This window comes from Corynebacterium sp. KPL4015 (assembly GCF_040225725.1).
Taxonomy (GTDB): Bacteria; Actinomycetota; Actinomycetes; order Mycobacteriales; family Mycobacteriaceae; genus Corynebacterium; species Corynebacterium rhinophilum.
Genome location: NZ_JBEHGF010000003.1, coordinates 20,567 through 40,864, shown reverse-complemented (window position 1 = coordinate 40,864; position 20,298 = coordinate 20,567). Strand labels below are relative to the sequence as shown.

16 protein-coding genes and 1 pseudogene are annotated in these 20,298 nt (G+C 58.5%); 10 read left to right on the top strand and 7 right to left on the bottom strand.

Annotation, left to right across the window (positions count from 1 at the left end; translation table 11 throughout):
* The first annotated feature begins 12 nt into the window (after window positions 1-12).
* Window positions 13-5,017 (top strand): annotated as a pseudogene (locus ABRP64_RS01830) (DEAD/DEAH box helicase).
* A gap of 167 nt (window positions 5,018-5,184) precedes the next feature.
* On the top strand, window positions 5,185-5,844 hold the full coding sequence (gene trhA, locus ABRP64_RS01825; protein ID WP_232215157.1) for a PAQR family membrane homeostasis protein TrhA: 660 nt from the start codon (window positions 5,185-5,187) through the stop codon (window positions 5,842-5,844).
* A gap of 72 nt (window positions 5,845-5,916) precedes the next feature.
* Here the strand turns inward: trhA and ABRP64_RS01820 are convergent, their stop codons facing one another.
* The 3 genes from ABRP64_RS01820 to ABRP64_RS01810 form a co-directional block, all read right to left on the bottom strand.
* A complete protein-coding gene (locus ABRP64_RS01820; protein WP_349865187.1) occupies window positions 5,917-6,465 on the bottom strand; it encodes a Panacea domain-containing protein in 549 nt (182 codons plus the stop codon).
* A 38-nt stretch (window positions 6,466-6,503) separates the two neighbouring features.
* Window positions 6,504-7,733 (bottom strand): asparaginase, encoded by a 1,230-nt coding sequence (locus tag ABRP64_RS01815; protein WP_349865185.1) that lies wholly within the window; start codon window positions 7,731-7,733, stop codon window positions 6,504-6,506.
* A gap of 89 nt (window positions 7,734-7,822) precedes the next feature.
* Window positions 7,823-8,833 carry an acyl-CoA thioesterase gene (locus ABRP64_RS01810; RefSeq protein ID WP_349865183.1) on the bottom strand — a complete coding sequence of 337 codons (1,011 nt, stop codon included), beginning with the start codon at window positions 8,831-8,833 and terminating at the stop codon, window positions 7,823-7,825.
* 33 nt (window positions 8,834-8,866) lie between these two features.
* On the opposite strand from ABRP64_RS01810, the gene ABRP64_RS01805 reads away from it, so the two are divergent.
* The 3 genes from ABRP64_RS01805 to purM are packed head-to-tail and all read left to right on the top strand — an operon-like array spanning window position 8,867 to window position 11,856.
* Window positions 8,867-9,271, top strand: a complete 405-nt coding sequence (locus ABRP64_RS01805; protein WP_239268336.1) for a sterol carrier family protein — start codon at window positions 8,867-8,869, stop codon at window positions 9,269-9,271.
* A 10-nt stretch (window positions 9,272-9,281) separates the two neighbouring features.
* Window positions 9,282-10,778: an amidophosphoribosyltransferase gene (gene purF, locus ABRP64_RS01800; RefSeq protein ID WP_284785590.1), complete on the top strand. Its 1,497-nt coding sequence runs from the start codon at window positions 9,282-9,284 to the stop codon at window positions 10,776-10,778.
* A gap of 25 nt (window positions 10,779-10,803) precedes the next feature.
* Window positions 10,804-11,856 carry a phosphoribosylformylglycinamidine cyclo-ligase gene (gene purM / locus ABRP64_RS01795; RefSeq protein ID WP_349865181.1) on the top strand — a complete coding sequence of 351 codons (1,053 nt, stop codon included), beginning with the start codon at window positions 10,804-10,806 and terminating at the stop codon, window positions 11,854-11,856.
* Window positions 11,857-11,922: 66 nt separating this feature from the next.
* On the opposite strand, the gene ABRP64_RS01790 is transcribed toward purM, so the two are convergent.
* Entirely contained in the window at window positions 11,923-12,120 is a 198-nt protein-coding gene (locus ABRP64_RS01790; RefSeq protein ID WP_284796556.1) for a DUF3073 domain-containing protein, read from the bottom strand.
* 141 nt (window positions 12,121-12,261) lie between these two features.
* The gene (gene ygfZ / locus ABRP64_RS01785) at window positions 12,262-13,326 is read right to left on the bottom strand and encodes a CAF17-like 4Fe-4S cluster assembly/insertion protein YgfZ (protein ID WP_349865179.1); all 1,065 of its coding nucleotides are present in this window, start codon (window positions 13,324-13,326) and stop codon (window positions 12,262-12,264) included.
* 30 nt (window positions 13,327-13,356) lie between these two features.
* Here ygfZ and ABRP64_RS01780 point away from each other — a divergent pair, with 30 nt between their 5' ends.
* On the top strand, window positions 13,357-14,226 hold the full coding sequence (locus tag ABRP64_RS01780) for an aminodeoxychorismate lyase (RefSeq protein ID WP_284770380.1): 870 nt from the start codon (window positions 13,357-13,359) through the stop codon (window positions 14,224-14,226).
* Window positions 14,227-14,234: 8 nt separating this feature from the next.
* Here the strand turns inward: ABRP64_RS01780 and ABRP64_RS01775 are convergent, their stop codons facing one another.
* Window positions 14,235-14,930 carry a heme-binding beta-barrel domain-containing protein gene (locus ABRP64_RS01775; protein ID WP_284782723.1) on the bottom strand — a complete coding sequence of 232 codons (696 nt, stop codon included), beginning with the start codon at window positions 14,928-14,930 and terminating at the stop codon, window positions 14,235-14,237.
* 65 nt (window positions 14,931-14,995) lie between these two features.
* Between ABRP64_RS01775 and ABRP64_RS01770 the strand changes: the two genes are divergently transcribed.
* Window positions 14,996-16,021, top strand: a complete 1,026-nt coding sequence (locus ABRP64_RS01770; protein WP_410756190.1) for a diacylglycerol/lipid kinase family protein — start codon at window positions 14,996-14,998, stop codon at window positions 16,019-16,021.
* On the opposite strand, the gene ABRP64_RS01765 is transcribed toward ABRP64_RS01770, so the two are convergent.
* A complete protein-coding gene (locus tag ABRP64_RS01765; protein ID WP_284770382.1) occupies window positions 16,018-16,842 on the bottom strand; it encodes an LmeA family phospholipid-binding protein in 825 nt (274 codons plus the stop codon). The two genes, ABRP64_RS01770 and ABRP64_RS01765, sit on opposite strands and share 4 nt — an antisense overlap.
* A gap of 33 nt (window positions 16,843-16,875) precedes the next feature.
* On the opposite strand from ABRP64_RS01765, the gene mshD reads away from it, so the two are divergent.
* The 3 genes from mshD (at window position 16,876) to pstC (ending at window position 20,297) form a co-directional block, all read left to right on the top strand.
* The gene (gene mshD / locus ABRP64_RS01760) at window positions 16,876-17,778 is read left to right on the top strand and encodes a mycothiol synthase (RefSeq protein WP_284770395.1); all 903 of its coding nucleotides are present in this window, start codon (window positions 16,876-16,878) and stop codon (window positions 17,776-17,778) included.
* Between the two features lie 224 nt (window positions 17,779-18,002).
* Complete coding sequence (pstS, locus tag ABRP64_RS01755) at window positions 18,003-19,109, top strand: phosphate ABC transporter substrate-binding protein PstS (protein ID WP_284770383.1); 1,107 nt, start codon at window positions 18,003-18,005, stop codon at window positions 19,107-19,109.
* A 135-nt stretch (window positions 19,110-19,244) separates the two neighbouring features.
* On the top strand, window positions 19,245-20,297 hold the full coding sequence (gene pstC, locus ABRP64_RS01750) for a phosphate ABC transporter permease subunit PstC (RefSeq protein WP_284770384.1): 1,053 nt from the start codon (window positions 19,245-19,247) through the stop codon (window positions 20,295-20,297).
* Window position 20,298 lies beyond the last annotated feature (1 nt).

Here is a 20,298-nt window from a genome sequence, read left to right as displayed (position 1 = left end):
CATAATGTTTCTATGTCAAAGTTCTCTGAGGTCCTGGAACAGCTGCGCGAAAACCAACCAAAGGCGAAGTATGGCATCGCCTTTGAAAAGTTGATGGTCAACTATTTTCAGACTGATCCCACTCTCAAAGCACAGTTTGATGAGGTCAGCCGGTGGACTGACTGGCGCTATAACGGCGGCAAAGTCGATACCGGAATCGACTTGGTGGCCCGCCGCCGCGATGACGGGACGTGGACCGCTATCCAGTGCAAATTCTATGCGTCCACTGCGCGCATTCAGAAGTCGCACCTGGACTCCTTCTTCGAGGCCTCGGGGCATTCCTTTGAAACGGAACATGGCCGCGAGCATTTCGGCAGCCGGATGATCATTTCCACTACGGAACACTGGTCGTCGCACGCCGAGGAAGCATTGGCCAACCAGATTATCCCCACCAGCCGCATTGGTATTTCTGCCATCGCGGAATCGCCCATTAACTGGGACGTCGCCTTCCCAGGCTCCGAGGTGCAGGATAAAAATATTCAAATCAACCTCTCGCAGCGCAAGACCTTCGAGCCGCGCCCGCACCAGCAAACGGCTATCGACAAGGCCATCGAGGGATTTCAGACGCATGACCGCGGCAAGCTCATCATGGCTTGCGGTACCGGCAAGACGTTTACTGCGCTGCGCCTCGCAGAGCGCGTGGCCGAAGATAGGGGAGGCAAGGCGCGCATCCTGTTCCTGGTTCCTTCTATCTCGCTGCTTTCGCAGACGTTGAAGGAATGGACGGCGCAAGGGCGCCTCGATATGCGCGCCTTCGCGGTGTGCTCGGATTCGAAGGTATCCAAGAAAGCTGAGGATATCGCGGTCTATGACTTGGAAGTTCCCGTCTCTACTGAGGGCGCGGATATTGCGCGGCGTTTTGAGTCTGGAAAACGCGCCAAGGGGCTCAACATCGTCTTTTCCACTTATCAATCCTTGGCGGCAGTGCACGAGGCACAGCAGCAGGGCCTAGATGACTTTGACCTGGTTATTTGCGATGAGGCCCACCGCACCACCGGCATCACCCTGGCCGGCGAGGATTCCAGTAACTTCGTGCGCGTGCACGACGCGGACTACATCAAGGCCTCTAAGCGTTTGTACATGACTGCAACGCCGCGGCTTTTCGATGACGCCGTGAAAGGCAAGGCCGCAGAGCACTCTGCCGAGCTGACCTCTATGGACGATGAGGGCATCTATGGCCCCGAGTTCTACCGGCTGGGCTTTAGCGAGGCCGTGGACAAAGGCTTGCTTACGGATTACAAGGTCTTGGTCATGACCGTTGATGAATCCGTGGCTGCCAACGCTATGGCTCATAGCGAAGACAACCAGATCAACCTCTCGCTCGCTTCCGCCATGATCGGTGCGTGGAATGGCTTGGCCAAACGTTCTGGTGAGCTGCAAGGAAAGAAGGGTGGATTCGATGAAAACGCCAACCCCCATGCAGCGCGCGGTGGCCTTTGCCAAGGATATTAAGACCTCTACCCAGATTGCGGAGAGCTTTCCTTCCCTGATTAGGACTCACCAGGAGCTGCTGAAGGATAAGGCGGTGCTTAATGATGTCTCCTTGACCAATGTTGATCTTCAAGTCGCTGCCCAGCACGTCGATGGCGGCATGAACGCCATGGAGCGCGGCACCAAACTGTCCTGGATTGAATCGCCCGCGGCCGAAAATGAAGCCCGGATACTGACTAACGCGCGGTGCCTTTCGGAAGGCGTGGATGTGCCTGCGCTGGACTCGGTGATCTTTTTCAACCCGCGCAATTCCATGGTGGATGTGGTCCAGTCCGTGGGCCGTGTAATGCGTAAATCTGCGGGCAATGATTACGGCTACATCATCTTGCCGGTCGCCGTCGCGCAAGATGTCTCGCCCTCGGAGGCGCTCAATGATAACCAGCGCTTCAAGGTGGTCTGGCAGATCCTTAACGCGCTGCGTGCACACGATGATCGCTTTAACGCCAAGATCAATTCCATCGCGCTCAACGGAGCCAACGCGCAAGAAGAACTGCCCATTGATGTCAACCATGTCCCTGGGGACAAGGAGAAAAGCGATAAAGAAAAGCTGGAGGATGCGGAACGCACCAAGTCCACTGAGGCTTTTGAAGATTCTTCTGCAATGACCCAGCAGATTGCCTTGTTCTCTTTGGAGCAATGGCAAGAGGCCATCTACACCAAGCTGGTGGATAAGGTCGGCACCCGCACCTATTGGGAGGACTGGGCCGATGACGTTGCCACTATTGCAGAAAATCAAATTACCCGCATTACCGCGCTGGTAGAAAACGCCGATAACGACCTGCGCCAAGAATTCGACGAGTTTGTTGAGGGCCTGCGCAATAACTTGAACAATGGCATTTCGGCTGATGATGCCATCTCTATGCTCTCGCAACACCTGATTACTGCACCGGTGTTCAATGCCCTCTTTGAAAACCATGATTTCATTACCCACAACCCGGTAGCCCAGGTCATGGAGAAGATGGTGGCAGCTCTATCCAAGGCCAACCTAGACACGGAGACTGAATCGCTGGAGAAGTTCTACGAATCCGTGCGCATTCGCGCGTCTGAGGTGACCTCCGCTTCCGGTAAGCAGCAAGTGATTAAGGAACTCTACGAGCGCTTCTTCCGCAAGGCCTTCAAGAAGCAGGCCGAGGCCCTCGGCATTGTCTATACCCCAGTAGAGATTGTGGACTTCATACTGCGTGCGTCTGATGAGGTTTCCCGCAAGCACTTTGGCAAGGGGCTTAGCGATGAAGGCGTGAGCATCCTCGATCCCTTCGCCGGTACCTCGACATTCATGGTGCGCTTGCTGCAATCTGGCCTCATCAAGCCGGAAGACCTGGCGCGCAAATATGCCAATGAACTATTCGCCACCGAGATCATGTTGCTGGCGTACTACGTCTCTGCCGTTAATATTGAGACCACCTACAACGCCCTGCGTGAGGAGACCGCGCAGCGCAACGACGAGCCGGCTCCGGAATATGTACCGTTCACGAATATCGCGCTTGCCGATACCTTCCAGGTCCACGAAGAAGGCGATGTTCCAGACCTCAACATCTTCCGCGAAAACAACGCCACTATCGAGCGCCAGAAGAACGCGCCGATCAACGTCGTGATTGGCAATCCGCCGTATTCTGCGGGACAAAAATCGGCGAATGATCTCAACGCCAACCAGAAGTACCCGAGCCTGGATAAACGCATTGCGGATACCTACGCGGCTAAGTCCACGGCTACCAATAAGAATTCCTTGTACGATTCCTACCTGCGCGCTTTCCGATGGGCCACCGACCGCATCGGTGACCAGGGAATCGTGGCATTTGTATCAAACGGCGGCTGGATTGACGGTAATACCGGCGACGGCGTGCGATTGTCGATGGCTGAGGACTTCACCGATCTTTATTTATTTAACTTGCGCGGAAATGCTCGCACAGCAGGTGAACAGCGCCGTAAAGAGTCCGGAAACGTCTTCCGGGATGGTGGTCGCACAACCATTGCAGTCATGGTTGGTATCAAGGATTCAACAAAGTCCGGTTTTCAGCTGTACTACCGAGATATCGGCGACTACCTCTCTGCTGAAGAAAAGCTCGAGATCGTAGATTCCTCCGCGATTGAAACCATTGAATGGCGACCCATTGAGCCTAATAAACAGGGTGATTGGCTAAACCAACGATCCGAGGAGTTTGAAAAATGGCCCGTAGTTGGTGAGAAAAAGGGAAAATCAACGCGTATTTTTTCGACATTTTCCGCTGGATTGCAGACGAACCGGGATGTTTGGGTCTATTCGTTTAATAAAGATCAGATTGAGCGTCAGGTAGAAACTTTAGGGAGGGCATACGAGCGAACCCGTGAAGCATTCCATAGTCAGAATAATCATACGAGAGGAAAAGGCGAAGCACAGGTATCGGATTACTTAAAACGTAAACCTGAATTTGCTGATTCTAAGGAGATTAAATGGAGTCGGTCATTAAGAAATTCTGCCTACCAAAATAAAGAATTCGATTTCGATATTTCCAGGGTTGTTACTGGGCTGTATCGACCTTTCTGCTCTCAGTTTGTTTATTTTGATGTCCTTCTAAACCATGAGCGTTATCAACTGCCGTCGATCTTCCCAACACCTTTGCATCAAAATATTGGTTTCTATCTTCCGGCAGCTAGTAGTGCATCTCGCGACTTCAATGCACTTGCTACTGACTTACTTCCTGATTTATGCCTTAGCGGATCAGGATCGGGCCAGTTCTTTCCTCGTTTTACCTGGACTTCGGTAGATACTGAAGATGGAAGTCTCTTCGGTGAAGGAAACGTCGTTAAGCGAGATGAAGCCAGTGTCTACGGGCAGATTGGCGAGGTCATTGACGGGTATGTGCGAGTTGACAACATCACCGATGAAATTAAGCAGATTTACCGAGATGCTCTGGGCAGTGATGTATCTGGTGATGACATCTTCCACTTTGTCTATGGCAAGCTCCATGACCCTAACTACCGCACTCAGTATGCAGTGGATTTGAAGAAGGTGTTGCCTCATATTGAAACACCGTCTTCGCGTGCGGAGTTCGATAACTTTGCTGCGGCCGGCAAAGAACTGATGGCGCTGCACGTAGATTATGAGTCCGTGGAACCGTGGCCGCTGGATATTCAGGTCAAGGGCGATGAGGCTGACCGGGAGACTTGGCGTGTGGACAAGATGAAGTGGGCCAAGCGCAAGGATCCGGAAACGGGCAAGAACGTCAATGATATGACGAAGCTGATCTACAACGAGCAGGTGACCATTTCCGGTATTCCGGCGGAAGCGGACCAGTACATGCTCGGCTCGCGCTCGGCGTTGGCATGGTTGATTGACCGGTACCGGGATAAAACGGATGATGCTTCCGGAATCCAGAATGACCCGAATGATTGGGCCGATGAAGTAGGCAACCCGTGCTATATCGTCGATTTAATTGGCAAGGTTACTCGTGTGGCAATGGAAACCGTGCGAATCGTAGACGGGCTGGATTCTGGCGAAAAGGATTAGATTCTCCTTTTCCTTGAAGCTCTTTACTCCCCTCAGTAGACTTACGGTAACGTAACTTAGCTCTGGTGGGAGAAAGAAGTATCGCTGTGGCTCAGATACATGTTGAAGGAACTCAAGAGGCGGGGGAGCATCCCTTGAAAGAAGGTTTGGTGCAGCGCACCTATTGGATGGCGGATCGTGGCGAGCGGCCGCTGACCCGTGGATGGGGTCATGCGTTGGCGGCGTTGCTATCGGTGATCGCCTCCACCGTTCTCATCACATATGCGTGGATGACACTGCACTGGTGGCAGGGTCTGGGCGTTACCGTTTATGGCCTAGGCTTGGTGGGGCTTTTTGGCGTCTCGGCGCTCTACCACCGCTACCCGTGGGCTAGCCCCCGGGCGGTGCGGTGGTGGCGGCGGGCGGACCATGCCACGATTGCGGTGTTCATTGCCGCTACGTACACCCCGTTGTGTTTGATTGCGTTATCCCCAGCGCAGGCCGCGTGGATGCTGGCCATTGCGTGGGCGGGCGCTATCTTGGGCGTGATTTTGAACTTGGTGTGGATTGAGCATCCGCGGTGGCTCGACGTCGTGGTGTACCTAGCGCTGGGCTGGTTGGTGCTGCCGCTACTACCCACGCTGTGGAGTGATGCCGGTGCAGCGGTGGTTTGGCTATTGCTGGCCGGCGGCGTGGTTTACTCCGTAGGTGCGCTGGTCTATGGCTTTAAGTGGCCCGGACGTAATGCGCGCTACTACGGCTATCACGAGCACTTCCACACCGCGACCATCGCGGCGGCAGTGGTGCACCTCGTGGCGGTATGGCAAGTGGTCGTTGGCGCTGCCTAGACCGCAATTGCCGTGTTATTGAACAGGGCGGCATGAGCCAGGATGATCAATTCTTGCCGCAAACCCGTCTGGTTAACGGTCAGCGAGAATCCGGAAAGTCTCCCACCAGTCTTGTTCGATTTCCTTGGCCAGTGGTGAGGATAAGATTTCATCCACGTCTCCGTCGAGGTCAACATTAGGCAAAAGAACTTCTGCTGGTTGTAGCGGAGGTCGTGGGGTGGGCTCGCTGGAGATCATCGCCTGGGAGAACTCTTGGAGGAGCTCATTCCAGGCAAGGCCGTGGCTCAAATCAGAAAGCCGGGTCGATTCAACTCCGCCGTAGAACGCAATGATGCTATCTACTACTTCACGTTCGTATGTGCTGAGATTGTCGGACTGACCACCGGGAACATAGGGTACTGGCCAGGGGTTTTCATCCCCCGCTACCTGCCAGGTTTGAATGTGCAGCTCACGGGAAACAGGGCCGTGCCGCCACGCTTGAAACTCCGCTTGGAATAATGGTCGGCCCGTCCACGCCAGATGCCAGCCTTGGGAGAAGTAGCACAGCTTGTACAGCTTGAGCTTGTCCACGTTGGGAATGCGCTCAGTTATGTATTGCCCAACGTCAAAAATTTCAGCCATGCTTTCCTCCTTTCAGCGTCGCGCTAAAGTATACGGCCTCATTTTGCAGTTGGAAAGAGCTTCTGTGCATCCGTTCCCGTGGCAACTGCGGCTGCGAGCAGCATGCGGGCCTGGGGTGCGCGGAGGTTACCGGAAGGGATGACGCCGGCATCGGCAAGCGTGGCACCGCCACCGGTGCCGCCGTAGATACCCTCGACGGGTCCGTGATCCACGCGGGTAGTAAGCACGACGGGAACGGACTTGGCGGCTTCCATGGCGGCGGTAGCCAGATCGGGGCCGATATTTCCTGAACCCATGCCCTCTATGACGATGGCCTGCGCGCCCTTGGCCAAGGATTGCTCAATGAGATCCGCTGGGGCGCCGGGGTAGGCGGCGATGATGTCCACGCGGACATCGCCAAGCGGAGCGTACTTCAGCGGCTCGGGGCGTTCTGGGAATTTCTCCTGGCTATTGGTAGCAAAGCCATCGGCCTTTTCCGTATCAGATTTGAACGCGCCGCGGGCGGGGATAACCTTGCCGCCAAAGGCGATGAATGCGCCGTGGCCGGCATAGTCCGGGTTGGTGACGGTCTCTACCGTGGTAGCGAGGTTTTCCAGGCCGTCTGGATCATCGTCATCGAACGGGCGCATCGCACCGGTGAGTACGACGGGCTTATCGCTGTCGTGGAAAGTATCGAGCGCAATAGCGGTTTCTTCCATGGAATCGGTCCCGTGGGTGACGATTACGCCATCGACGTCATCGCGTTCTAGCTGCTCTTGTACAGCAGTGATGACTTTATCGGTATCGGCCAAAGTCATCGCAGAAGAATCCAGGTTGGCAATGTCTTTGACCTCGAGCTCCAGCTTGTCTTTGTCGAACTCGGAGTACAGCGGGTCTACCAAATCAGAGCCCTTTACGGTGGGCACCACCGCGCCTTTGTCATCGTGGGTGCTTGCGATGGTGCCGCCGGTAGAAAGCATCACCACATGTCCTTCGATTTCGGAGCGCTGTTTTGCGTGGGTACCGCTCGACTTGGCGGAAGTGGTGGAAGAGCTAGTGGCGGAGCTGCTGGCGCTACTGGAGCTGGTAGCGGAACTAGAACTCGATGCCGTGGAAGATGCTTCTGAGGTCTTTTCTGCGGAGGTAGAAGAAGAGGTGGTCGTCGGCGTAGCCGAAGCCTCATCTTTATCCTCCTGGTTGGCCGGGTTCTGGCAGGAGGCCAGCAGCACTGCGGAGGCAATTAATGCGGCGGAGTACTGCACCCTGCGGCGCAGGCGTGGGTTAGACATATCAACTCATTTCTCTAGCGTGGTCTCAGTAACCAATTTAATACCACGCTGATGCGCGGGCGCCGCGCAAAAGAAATTGTGCTGAAAATTTAATCCACGTGCTGGTAGTGCGGGGCCACGATGAGCGGCTTCGGGGAATATTCGCCGCGCAGCTCGCGCAAGATATTGGCGTGCTCGGCCAGGCGGATATCTTCTTCCGTCTGTGGGGTAAAGGTGCGCGCGGTTAGCGGCTGCCCGTCGCGGTCCAGGCCAATATAGGCCACGGTGGCGTGGATGGCTGTTTTGAGGTTATCGCGGCCGCCGCGGGGATCGCCGGCGCGGACGTGGATGGACATCTGCATGGAGCGGCGGTCCGTGCGCATCATGCGGGCATCGACCTCAATGAGATCGCCGATGGAAATGGGCTTATAAAAGCGGATGCCACCGGCGTAGACGGCGACGGTGCGCTCGCCGGACCACTCCATGGTGCAGGCGGTGCCGGCCTCATCGATCCATTGCATCGCGGTGCCGCCGTGTACCTTGCCGCCCCAGTTGACGTCGGTGGGCTTGGCTAGGAAGCGGTTGACCATGCGTGGGGCATCGGAAGGCCCATCGTAGGTCTGCTTGTCCATCTCGAGCTCGATGGCCTTGCGCAGCTCGATGCGGGATTTCGCGGCCTCGGCCACGCGCAGGTGCTCATCGGTATCGGGAACGAAGGTGGGAACCGGGGTGGTCTTATCGCTTTCGGGATCCTTGGCCACAAAGATGACTAGGCAATCACAGGCGCGGGTGAAAATGCCCTCGCGGGGATCAGCAGACAGCACCTCGTTGATGATGTGCATGGAGGACCGGCCGGTCATCGCGATGCGCGAGCGCACCTCCACGATGTGCCCGGAGGGAATGGGCCGGGTGAAGTGGATATGGCCCACATAGGCGGTCACGCAGTACTGCCCAGACCACTGCACGGCGCAGGCGTAGGCGGCCTTATCGATCCACTCCAGCACGCGCCCGCCGTTGATGCCGGGGGCGCCGGCCATGGTGACATCGGTTGGCGATGCCATAAAGCGCAGCGTCAGGGTAGGGGACTTTTGGGTTTCCGCAGCAGCGTCAGTAGGTGACATAAACAATAAGATAACAGTAGCTATGCTGTGGCTATGCCTAAACCCGTAGATCCCGCTGCCACGCGCGCGGCAGTCATCGCCATCAAGGATTGGATTCAGGACCCGGACGGGCAACAAAAGCCAGGCAGGGCCCTGCTTGCCGATGCCGTCCGTCGCACCGCCCGCACCCTCGAGGCCGACGCGCCGGGGCACTCGGTGGAGCTGCGCGTACCCCCATTTGTTGCGGTGCAGTGCATTGAAGGCCCTCGTCATACGCGCGGCACCCCACCCAATGTGGTGGAAATGGATGCGGAGACTTGGCTGCGTTTGGCCACCGGTGTCACGGACTGGGACGAGGTCAAAAACACAGGTCGCATCGATGCTTCCGGGTCGCGTTCAGGGGAGATTGCGCAGTGGCTGCCCATCATTCCGTTAGTTTTCGACGGCCCAACGCGCTAATATAAACGCCGTGGTAGAAGTACATACTCCTAGTATCACTGACCTTGACGATCGTAACGAGGAGGAACCCCGCGAAGAGTGTGGCGTCTTTGGCGTCTGGGCTCCCGGGGAGGAAGTCTCCAAACTTACCTACTTTGGCCTTTTTGCTCTCCAGCACCGCGGCCAAGAAGCCGCCGGCATTGCGGTGGGCGATGATGACCGCATCGTCGTCTTCAAAGACATGGGCCTGGTGGCCAATATTTTCGATGAATCGACCCTTTCTGCCTTAACCGGCAACGTGGCGGTGGGCCACACGCGCTATTCCACGGCCGGCGGCAAGGAATGGTCCAACGTGCAGCCGATGTTTTCCACCTCCTCGACGGGCGTGGACATTGCTTTGGGCCACAACGGCAACCTAGTCAATTACCTCGAGCTGCGCGCAGAGGCCGTCGAGCGCGGCCTGATTAAGCCGCACGAGGAATCGGTTTCTGACTCGATGTGTTTGTCCATGCTGCTTGCCGATGGCGTCGATGACACCACCTCCGTCTTCGACTCCGCCCGCGAGCTCCTGCCACGGGTGAAGGGCGCATTCTGCTTGACCTTTACTGATGGCCACACCATGTACGCCGCGCGCGACCCGCAGGGCGTGCGCCCGCTGGTGCTAGGCCGGCTGGCCAAGGGCTGGGTCGTTGCCTCTGAAACCTGTGCGCTGGATATCTGTGGCGCGCAATTTATTCGCGAAATCGAGCCGGGCGAGCTCGTCGCCATTGATGAGGCCGGCATCCGCTCTGAAAACTTCGCGCCCGCCAAGCGCAGCGGCTGCGTTTTCGAGTACGTGTACTTGGCCCGCCCGGATAGCGATATCAAGGGGCGCTCCGTCAACGCCTCCCGCGTGGAGATCGGCCGCCGCCTGGCCCGCGAATACCCGGTTGAGGATGCAGACCTGGTCATCCCCGTACCGGAATCCGGCAACCCGGCCGCGGTGGGCTACGCCCGCGAATCCGGCATCACCTTCGCCCACGGCTTGGTGAAAAACGCGTATGTGGGCCGCACCTTTATTCAGCCCACGCAGACCCTGCGCCAGCTGGGCATCCGGTTAAAGCTCAACCCGTTGCGCGAGGTCATCGACGGCAAGAAGCTCGTCGTGGTGGATGATTCCATCGTGCGCGGCAATACCCAGCACGCGCTTATCCGCATGTTGCGCGAGGCCGGCGCCGCCGAGGTCCATGTACGCATCGCCTCCCCGCCGGTGAAGTGGCCGTGCTTTTATGGCATCGACTTCGCCTCGCCCGGCGAGCTGATTGCCAACGCCAGCCCGTCCGATGATCCGGACGAGATTTGCTCCACCATCTGCGAGACCATCGGCGCTGACTCCTTGGGCTTTGTCTCCATCGATGAAATGGTCGCCGCCACCGAGCAGCCCCGCTCCGAGCTGTGCACCGCCTGCTTCTCCGGCGAATATCCCCTGGGTCTTCCCGCAGGAAACCCCAATGCCGATGCCGTGCGCACCCTGCTCGGAACCGAATAAAAACTTCTAAGGAACTTCTAAAAACATGAGTGACAACACCTACGCCGCAGCCGGCGTCAATATCGAAGAAGGCGACCGCGCGGTAAGCCTATTTGCCCCACACGCCAAGCACGCCACCCGCCCGGAGGTCATGGGCGGCCTCGGCGGCTTTGCAGGGCTATTCAAGCTGGGCGATTACAAAGAACCGATTCTCGCGGCTGGCTCCGATGGCGTGGGCACCAAGCTCGCCGTGGCGCAGGCCATGGATAAGCACGACACCATCGGCATCGATCTGGTGGCCATGTGCGTCGACGATCTAGTCGTCTGCGGCGCCGAGCCGCTTTTCCTGCAGGACTACATTGCCGTGGGCAAGGTCGTACCGGAAAAGGTAGCCGAGGTAGTTAAGGGCATTGCAGAGGGCTGCGTGCAGGCAGGCGCTGCGCTGCTCGGCGGCGAGACCGCGGAACACCCAGGCATGATGGGGGAGAACGAATACGACGTCTCCGCCACCGCCGTCGGCGTGGTCGAGGCCGATGGCGTGTTGGGCCCAGAAAACGTGCGCGAGGGCGATGTGCTCATCGCCATGGGCTCGTCTGGGCTTCACTCCAACGGCTATTCGCTCGCGCGCCACGTCCTGCTGGAGCAGGCGGGCATGCCGCTAGATGGTTATGTGGAAGAGCTCGGCCGCCCGCTAGGCGAGGAGCTTTTGGAACCCACCCGCATCTATGCCAAGGAATGCCTAGCACTGGCGCAGGAATGCTCCGTATCCACCTTCTGCCACGTCACTGGCGGCGGGTTGGCCGGCAACCTAGAGCGCGTTATTCCAGAGGGTCTGAGCGCTGAGGTCAACCGCTCCACGTGGAATCCGGGCCAGATCTTTAAGCTCATTTCTTCCATGGGCAAGGTTGAGCTGGCAGAGATGGAAAAGACCTTCAACATGGGCGTGGGCATGATTGCCGTGGTCAACCCGGAGGACCGCGACCGCGCGCTGGCCATGCTTACCGCCCGCCACATCGATGCGTGGGAGCTGGGCAGCGTCCGCGAAGCAGACGGCGAAGAACCGCGCGTTATCATGCACGGCGAACATTCCAACTTCTAGGTACAAGAGGAAGGCCTTAGGTTAAAAACCTAAGGCCTTTTGTGGATTTATCCGGCGAGCGGAAGATTAGCGCTCGTCGTCTTTGTCCTCATCCCATTCGTCGACATACTCGGCGTAGGGATCATCCTCTTCGTAGTCGTGGGAGTCACCCTCCTGCTGAGCAGCGAGTTCCCGCTGAAGGGACTCGATATCCATCTCGGGTGAGTTGTACTTGAGCTGGCGTGCAACTTTGGTCTGCTTTGCCTTAGCGCGTCCGCGTCCCATGTGCATGACCCCCTTGGGCTAGTAGGGCGCTCCAGGGATTCTTGGGCGCCCCATCGGCTTGTCAATTGTGTATCTTCCTGTAAGACACAATAGCGCGTGTGACGAAAAAATTCCGCACCGGCCCCCCGATGAGTGGAAAATCTACCGCCCGCGCAGCCGGTTTACCGCCTCGCGCCCGGCCTTAGGGCCCTCATCTTCGGGGATGGAGGAGGCATCAATGGACGCCGCGGTATCGCCGATATTCAATGTGCCTGCATCCAGCGCAGAACGCTTGACCAAGCCTAAGGCGATGGGGCCGAAATCGCAGTCATCCACGATGGTGCCGATGCGACCTACTTTACGTCCATTGAATGTAATGTCATCGCCCACATTTGGCCTCTCCGGCGCGGATCCATCCAAGTGGAGTTGCACCAAGAGGCGGGGAGAGCGGCCTAAGTTTTCCACGCGGGCGACGGTTTCCTGGCCGCGGTAGCAGCCCTTATTCAGGTGCACGTGGGCGGGGTTGGCATCGCTGCGGCTAATCCATTGCGGAACCTCGTGCGGGATGGATTTCTTATCCAAGTCGGCGGCCAGCTCCGGCTCGCGGGCGCGCACGCGCTCGGCAGTAAAGGCCATGAGCCCAGCCAAGCGCGCGCCCTCTGCCTCTAGGTCAGCCATGGATTCCACCAATTTTTCGCGCGGAATACCCAGGTCAATGCGTTTGATTCCCGGCCATAGCACCTCGCGGGAAAAAGCCACGGTGGGTGGGGTAGGAATATCGGCCTCACCCAGCAAAGTCACGATGGCGATGTCTGCTTCCTCGACCGTGACCTCAGACCAAAAGACCATCTTGGTAAAAAAGTCCTGGGCGGATTCGAACTGCGCGGCGGGCAGATCGAGGTAGAAGTCCTCGCCCTCGCGGGTGATATCCATGTGGTGCAAAATGTGGCCTTGGATATCCAGGTCGAGGGCGCCGGCGGAGAAGCCGGAGGGGGCATCGTCAAGCTTCTGCGAAAGCAGGTTATTAAGAAATCCCGGCGCATCAGCCCCGCTTACACGCAGCACGCGGCGCTGCGAGCGGTCGATGGCGATGGTCCTGGTCTCGGCCGCACGCTGTTCCCCGAGGGGATTGCCATAGTGCCAGGCCACACCTTGGGCATCGAGTACAGTCGCGTCCTGGTGCTCGGCGGCACCGGCGCGTTGAAGAAGTGGCGAAGAATAACTCACATCTACCGATGGTAGGGCATAATCGAGCGTATGAAACCTTCCCCGCGAAAAGAGCCGGTCATCTACGTCGTGGAACCTTTTGGTGGGTCGGTGCGCAAGCATTCGCCCTCCCTGCCGCTGGTCTATGCCGATGATGCCGCCGTGACCCGCGGCGATGGCATCTTTGAATCGCTGTTGGTCCGGGACGGGAAGGCGGCCAACCTTGCTCGTCACGCGCAGCGCTTCCGCGATTCGGCGCGGGCGCTCGACCTGCCGGAGCCGCCGATGAATAAGTGGGAAGAGGCGACCCGGCTGGCAATTGCGGATTATTGCGGCGCCGATACCGAGCTTGCCGATGCCAAATGCACCTGGACCTATACCCGCGGCCGGGCCTCGACCGGCGTGCCCACCGCGTGGGTGACGGTGCAGCCGCTTGGCGATGTCCCGCTGCGCCAACGCGCCACCGGCGTCACCGTCATGACGAGCCCGCGCCTGTGGCACGTGGCCGAAGAGCTACCGGCCAAGACGCTCAACTACGCCGCGACGATGGCGATGCTGCGCATGGCCAAGGACAAGGGCTACGACGATCTCATCTTGACGGATCCAGATACCGGCGAAATCTTAGAGGGCGCTACCTCCACCGTGGTGGCGGTGCGGGGAAAGAAACTGCGCACCGCCGCCGGCCGCGGCATTTTGCCCGGCACCACGCAGGCAGCGCTCTTTGATTACGCCCAGGACCGCGGTTACCGCTGCAAGGCCAAGCCGCTGACGGTGGAGTACTTAGAAAAATCCGATTCGGTGTGGTTGGTCTCTTCCGTGCGCGTGGCGGTGCGGGTGACCAAGCTGAATGAAAAAACGTTAAAAGCCCCGGATAACGAGGAAGAAATCCGAGGCCTTATCGATGCCGCGCTAGGGGCTTAGCCAGCTGCTTAGCCTGCGATGCGGGTGAGCTCGGCGGACATGTAGGGGCGCATCTCACCATCGACTATGCGCTCATCTACCCAGCCCAGGTTGTTATTGGGCATGAGGCCGTACATGCGCTTGCCGGGGCCCAGGTTCTTCGGGCCGGTCTCCGTGACCATGGTGGAAGCGGATTCGAGCTGCCAAGCGCGCTCGTTGAAGGGCTCGCCGTAGAAGATTTCCACGATGCCGGTGGAAGAGGTGTAGGTGACCTCGATTTCATCCTTGGCGGAGATGCGCCAGAAACCGGTCTCACGGGTAGACGGGCCTTGCGGCTTGCCCTCGGTATCGATCTTCCAGGTGCGCGAGCTAAAGGTCAGGTAATTCTCGCCGTCGTGGGCGACGACCAGCTGCTGGCCAAAGGTGTATTCGCTGCCATCGGTGTCGTGGGCCTGGCCCTCGCCCTGCCAGACGCCTACGAGGGGGAGCAGCCCCAGCAGGCCATCGTGCAGCGAAGGGCCCTGGCGCAGATTGGCGGTATCTGCGGGGACGGGGACATCCCCAAGCTCGATGGCGGGGATATTGTGGCTGGCCGCATCCTTCCACTGCTCGGCGGCCTGGTTGACCGCGTCATTGCCATTGAGCGCGCCGGAGGTGTTTTCCGGGTGGGACGCGGCGGCGGTCTCGACGTTCGGGGTATTGGTGTTCTCGGTATTTTCGCTCATGGGCGTCCAGCCTAGTCGTGCTGGGGGTGCTTTAACTACTAGACTAGTCAGTTGTGCATGCGCTGATGATTTCCAATCCCAATTCGACCTCGCAATCCAACGGGCTCTTTCGCCAAATCGTACCCGCCCTGCGGGCCGTAGAAGGCATGCACCTATTGGTGAAATTCACCCATTACCCAGGGCATGCAGAAGACATCGTCCGGGGGCTGACCAGGGATGATTATGATGTCATCATTGCCGTGGGTGGCGATGGCACCGTCAATGAGATCGTCAATGGCCTGCTGGGGTCGGCCGGTGAAGATCTCCCCAGCCCGCACGAGGTCCCGGCGCTCGCCGTCATTCCCACCGGCTCCGCGAACGTCTTCGTCCGCGCCCTCGGCTTTCCCAATACGCCGGTTGAGGCCACCCACGTCTTGGCCCGCATGCTAGAGCGCGATCTGCGCCGCACCATTTACCTGGGCACCTGGAACGAACGCTGGTTTGCCGTCAACGCCGGTTTTGGCATGGACGCGGACGTCCTCGCACGCGTGGACCGCGCCCGCGAACAAGGCTTTTCCGCCACCCCGCTGCGCTACCTCAACGTGGCTATTCGGGCTTGGCTGCGCGCGCGCCGCAACCCGCCGCAGATCACGGTGTACGCAGAATCCCGTTTGGGGCAGACGCTCCATAAGAAGGACTTCCCACTCTTATTTACCTCTAATACCAACCCCTGGACTTTCTTGGGCCCCTTGCCGGTGGTGACCAACCCGCGCAATTCCTTCGATGAGGGCCTAGCCCTTTTTGGGCTGGAGAAGCTCAGCGGCGTGCGTGGGGTCATTGGCCTGCTGCACCTCTTTGGTGCCGATAAGCACGGCTGGCTCAAACGCCTGGTGAAGGAAAAGACCTTGGGCTTTGATGATGCCAAGCGCGTCGAGCTCGATTGCCATACCCCGCAGCGCTTCCAGGCCGATGGCGAATCCGAGGGGACCTTCCGCCATGTAACGCTGACCTCTGTGGCCGATGCCATTGAGGTCTACGCGCCGCAAGACAGGCGGCAGGTGGCCCAGCGCTCCGTGCAGGAAGTGCTGCGGGACTTTATTCGCCTTCGTTAGGATTCGTCCTCATCTGGGGCAGGACCTACCTTATTGGCGGTATCGGCCGCCTTCTTTTCGGCCTCTTCCACGGCCCGTTGCTCCGAACCCTCGATTTCCAGCGGGGAAAGCTGGGCCATCTGGACCTTGATATTGCGGCGCTGGACCTCAAAGTAAATGGTGCCGCCCTGCAGCCTTACCATCGTGGCCTGCGCCGGCAGGGGGAGCTCGCGCGTATCGAAGTTGAGGGAAAACGCCTCCTTGAGGCGCGGATCATCGGTGCCGTAGACCTCCATGCGAAACTCCGGGCCCACTAGCCGCAGCGTGACCATGGCGGTGGATTTTTCCTTATCGCCGGGCAGAGTGCCGGTAAGCTCCGCCTCGGCAGAAACGCCGCCGGAGGGCGAAATATCATCCGGGTTGGCAATGGAGAGATCGGTAATGCCCAAAAGGCGTCCCAGCGCAACGCCGTCCAGGGAGATCCCGCGCGAATACGTGGATACTGGTGCGCCTTCAATATCGCCGTTTACTACCTGCTCAGGGGTAACGGTGATATCGCGCAGCACGGTCGAGGCATTGACCATGCCCAGCTTGGGAACCTCCACGTCGAGGGCCTTGACCTGCAAATAGGGGATTTCTTTAGAGCCTGCCGCCAACAGGTACGGGGTGCCGCCGATATACACCTGAGGGGAGTTTTCCAGCCGGGAGTTCTCCTTTACCTCCTGGGCAATCTTGTGCTCAGAATGCATGGCCACGCAGGCATCGGCCACCCATCCAGCAAAGACCACGCCCACCAGGATGAGGACGTGCACAATGCGCCGGTCGACTTTGACTACACTCACACCTTCAAATTTAGCCTACGTATCATGGACACCATGAATATCACCGAAGAAAACCTCCCCGCCTCCCCAGAGTTGGCGGGCACCCTGGAAGAACTAGCAGCGCACGCGGAAAAGGCCGATGGCATCGCCCCGCTTTCAGAGCAATTCCTCAACGGCCTGCGCGATGAGCGCTTGCACCACAAGCACTTGGTGGCCTGGTTGGACGGCGCCCCTATTGGCGTATCGAGCCGCGAGGATTCCACCGCGGAGCTTTTTATCGCCCCAGACTATCGCGGTAAAGGCTATGGCACCGCGCTTTACGATGCCACTGCTAACGCCACCACTAACCTCGAGACTTGGGCACATGGCAATGGCAAGCCGGCCCAGGCCCTGGCTAACTCCCGCGACCTGAATGTCACCCGCACCCTTGTGGTCATGGGTATCGATGGCGCGGATCTGGATAGTGCGGCACAAGTGGGCGAGTTACCGCTGCAGGCCGCCAATTACAGCGAGGCAGTGGACAAGTGGGGTAAGGACACCGTGGAACAGGAGTGGCTGCGTGTTAATAACGAGGCCTTTTCTTGGCACCCAGAGCAAGGCGGCTGGGATTTAGAGCGCCTGCACCGCGGCATGGAGGCCGAGTGGTTCGATCCTCAAGATGTCTTGTTCTTCTGGGATGAGAAAGAGCAGGGGCACCCGACCCTTGCCGGATTCCACTGGACAAAGTGGCACGACGAGGAAGATCCCGGTTTTGGTGAGGTCTACGTGGTGGGCCTTGCAGAGGCGTACCGTGGCCAAAAATTAGGCGGACCATTGCTGCAGATTGGCCTGCGCCGCATGGTAGAAAAGGGGGCTCAGCGGGTCATTTTGTACGTGGAAGCGGACAATGAACCGGCGCTCAAGGCCTACAAGCGTCTAGGCTTTTCCGTTGATGAAGAGCATGTCGTCTGGGGTTAGTGTGATTAAGGTCATGTCACCTTTCTAGCTTGTTCATTAATTGTTTACCTCACGGCACCCTGCTGGTTAATTCTTCCGGTTAGCTTTACTGATTGTGAGAAAGCCGCACCTGCGCACCTGCACCCCGCTCCCGAAAAGCGGACGTGGGATGTAGGTTCCCCTTTTATGGGGATGCGGTTTCCTCGGACAATCAATCTCTGATCTGCACCGGAAAGGGTTTTCCCGTGATTCGCAACTTCAAGCGCTCTGCCGCTATCTTCGGCCTCGTGGCCGCTACCTCTACCGCTCTCGTAGCTTGTTCTGAGGACACCTCCTCTGACTCCTCGGGTTCCTCCGACGGCAGCGGCGTCGCTGGCGAGCTTGTTGGTGAGGGCGCGTCCTCCCAGCAGAACGCAATGTCCTACTTCGGCACCGCCTTCGCAGGGGACAACCCAGACGCAAACCTGTCCTACACCGCTTCCGGTTCCGGTAAGGGTGTTGAGGCTTTCATCAACGGCCAGGCAGATTTCGCTGGTTCTGACTCCCCGTTGAAGGAAGACGACGGCCAAATTGAGGCCGCCAAGGAGCGTTGCGATGGCAACGACGCATGGCACCTGCCTTCCACCATCGGCCCGGTTGCCATTGCTTATAACCTGGGTGATCAGGAGATCAACCTCTCCACCGATACCCTTGCCAAGATCTTCAAGGGCGAGATCAAGAAGTGGAACGACGAGGCCATCGCCGCTGATAACGAAGGCGCAGACCTGCCGGACACCGACATCCACGTCATCTTCCGCTCTGACGAGTCCGGTACCTCCGATAACTTCCAGAAGTTCCTCAACGCCTCCACTGGTAACTGGGACGGCGAAGGCAAGCAGTTCCCTGACGCTGTAGGTGAGGGCGCAAACGGCTCCGCCGGTGTTGCTGACCAGGTAGCAAACATCGAGGGTGCTATCACCTACGTTGAGGCCGGCTTCGCCGACCAGAAGGAAGCTGACGGTGTCAAGAAGGCCAATATCGACTTTGGCAACGGCCCGGTTGAGCTGAATGACGATACCGTCAACAAGGCACTGGAGAACCTGGAGTTCAAGGACACCGCTTCTGAGAATGACATGGTCGTTGACTCCAAGGCTCTCTTCGCTTCCGATGCTGAGGGTGCATACCCGCTCATCTTGACCACCTACAACATCGTCTGCTCCGCCGGCTACGATGACGAGACCGCTGAACTGGTCAAGGGATTCTTCACCAACGTCTTGGACCACCAGGATGACCAGTTGGCAGAGCAGGGCTTCATCCCGGTTAAGGGCGACCACCTTGACCGCCTGAAGAGCGCTGTTGACGCACTGCAGTAACGCGTAAACTCCGCTTTACCTCGAGAAATAACATTCCGCCCGCCCCCACTGCCGCCCTCGAGACGCGCTTTGGGGGCGCAGGCATGTACATCGTATGTCCCTTTGTTCCACTTCAAATAAGGATTAGTACGTCTCATGGCAGACAATAATCTCACCCAGGCATCGACCTCGGAGGCCCTTCCTGTCTCTGGCGCCGAACAGCCTCATACCCGTGGCGATAACGAGAATGACTTGGCTACCTCCAGCTCCGGTAGCTCCGTCAAGCGCCCCGGTGACCGCATTTTCGAATTCCTCTCCACGGCCTCTGCCACGCTGATTACCGTGATGATCGCGGCGATTGCCGCCTTCCTTATCTGGCGTGCCGTTCCTGCGCTCAGCGTGAACGAGAATGGACTATTGGGCTTTTTCACCCACGGTGAACGCTGGGAGACCACCGATACTTCCGCGATGAAGTTCGGTATCCCGACCATGTTCGGCACTACCGTCCTCATCTCGGTCTTCGCCCTGCTTCTGGCCATGCCAGTCGCACTTGCGATTGCCATCTTCTTGTCCAACTACGCCCCAGCCCGCTTAGTTAAGCCGCTGGGTTTCTTGGTGGACATGCTGGCCGCAGTGCCGTCCATCGTCTACGGCCTATGGGGTTGGCAGGTCCTCGGACCGGCCCTGTCCGGCTTCTACACATGGTTGGAATCCTGGGCCGGCGGGTTCTTCCTGTTTACCCAATACGATAATTCGCCCGCCTTTGCTACCGGCCGCAACCTCTTTACCGGTGGCATCGTGCTAGCCGTGATGATTCTGCCGATCATCGCCGCTACCGCCCGCGAGGTATTCGTGCAAACCCCTCCGGGCCAGATCGAGTCCGCCTTGGCGCTGGGCGCTACGCGCTGGGAAGTCATCCGCATGACCGTCCTACCATTCGGCATGTCCGGCTACGTCGCCGGCTCCATGCTGGGCTTGGGCCGCGCTCTGGGTGAGACCATGGCGCTGTACATGGTGGTCTCGCCGCTGGTGGACTTCCGCTTCTCGCTTTTCGATGGCGGTACCACCTTCGCTACCGCCATCGCCCTCGCCGCGGCCGAGTTCGGTAACGAGACGCGCGCCGGTGCCTATATCGCCGCCGGTTTGATGCTGTTCTTGCTGACGTTTGTGGTCAACGCCATTGCCCGCGCCATCGTGAAGAGCAAGTAAG

Bases quoted from the DNA above. Each gene is read 5' to 3' on its own strand.
- purM (WP_349865181.1), top strand. From the start codon at position 10,804: ATGAGTGACAACACCTACGCCGCAGCCGGCGTCAATATCGAAGAAGGC.
- pstC (WP_284770384.1), top strand. From the start codon at position 19,245: ATGGCAGACAATAATCTCACCCAGGCATCGACCTCGGAGGCCCTTCCT.
- ABRP64_RS01820 (WP_349865187.1), bottom strand. From the start codon at position 6,465: ATGGCTGAAATTTTTGACGTTGGGCAATACATAACTGAGCGCATTCCC.
- ABRP64_RS01815 (WP_349865185.1), bottom strand. From the start codon at position 7,733: ATGTCTAACCCACGCCTGCGCCGCAGGGTGCAGTACTCCGCCGCATTA.
- trhA (WP_232215157.1), top strand. From the start codon at position 5,185: ATGGCGGATCGTGGCGAGCGGCCGCTGACCCGTGGATGGGGTCATGCG.
- ABRP64_RS01775 (WP_284782723.1), bottom strand. From the start codon at position 14,930: ATGAGCGAAAATACCGAGAACACCAATACCCCGAACGTCGAGACCGCC.
- mshD (WP_284770395.1), top strand. From the start codon at position 16,876: ATGAATATCACCGAAGAAAACCTCCCCGCCTCCCCAGAGTTGGCGGGC.
- ABRP64_RS01780 (WP_284770380.1), top strand. From the start codon at position 13,357: ATGAAACCTTCCCCGCGAAAAGAGCCGGTCATCTACGTCGTGGAACCT.
- ABRP64_RS01770 (WP_410756190.1), top strand. From the start codon at position 14,996: ATGATTTCCAATCCCAATTCGACCTCGCAATCCAACGGGCTCTTTCGC.
- ABRP64_RS01805 (WP_239268336.1), top strand. From the start codon at position 8,867: ATGCCTAAACCCGTAGATCCCGCTGCCACGCGCGCGGCAGTCATCGCC.
- ABRP64_RS01810 (WP_349865183.1), bottom strand. From the start codon at position 8,833: ATGTCACCTACTGACGCTGCTGCGGAAACCCAAAAGTCCCCTACCCTG.
- ABRP64_RS01790 (WP_284796556.1), bottom strand. From the start codon at position 12,120: ATGGGACGCGGACGCGCTAAGGCAAAGCAGACCAAAGTTGCACGCCAG.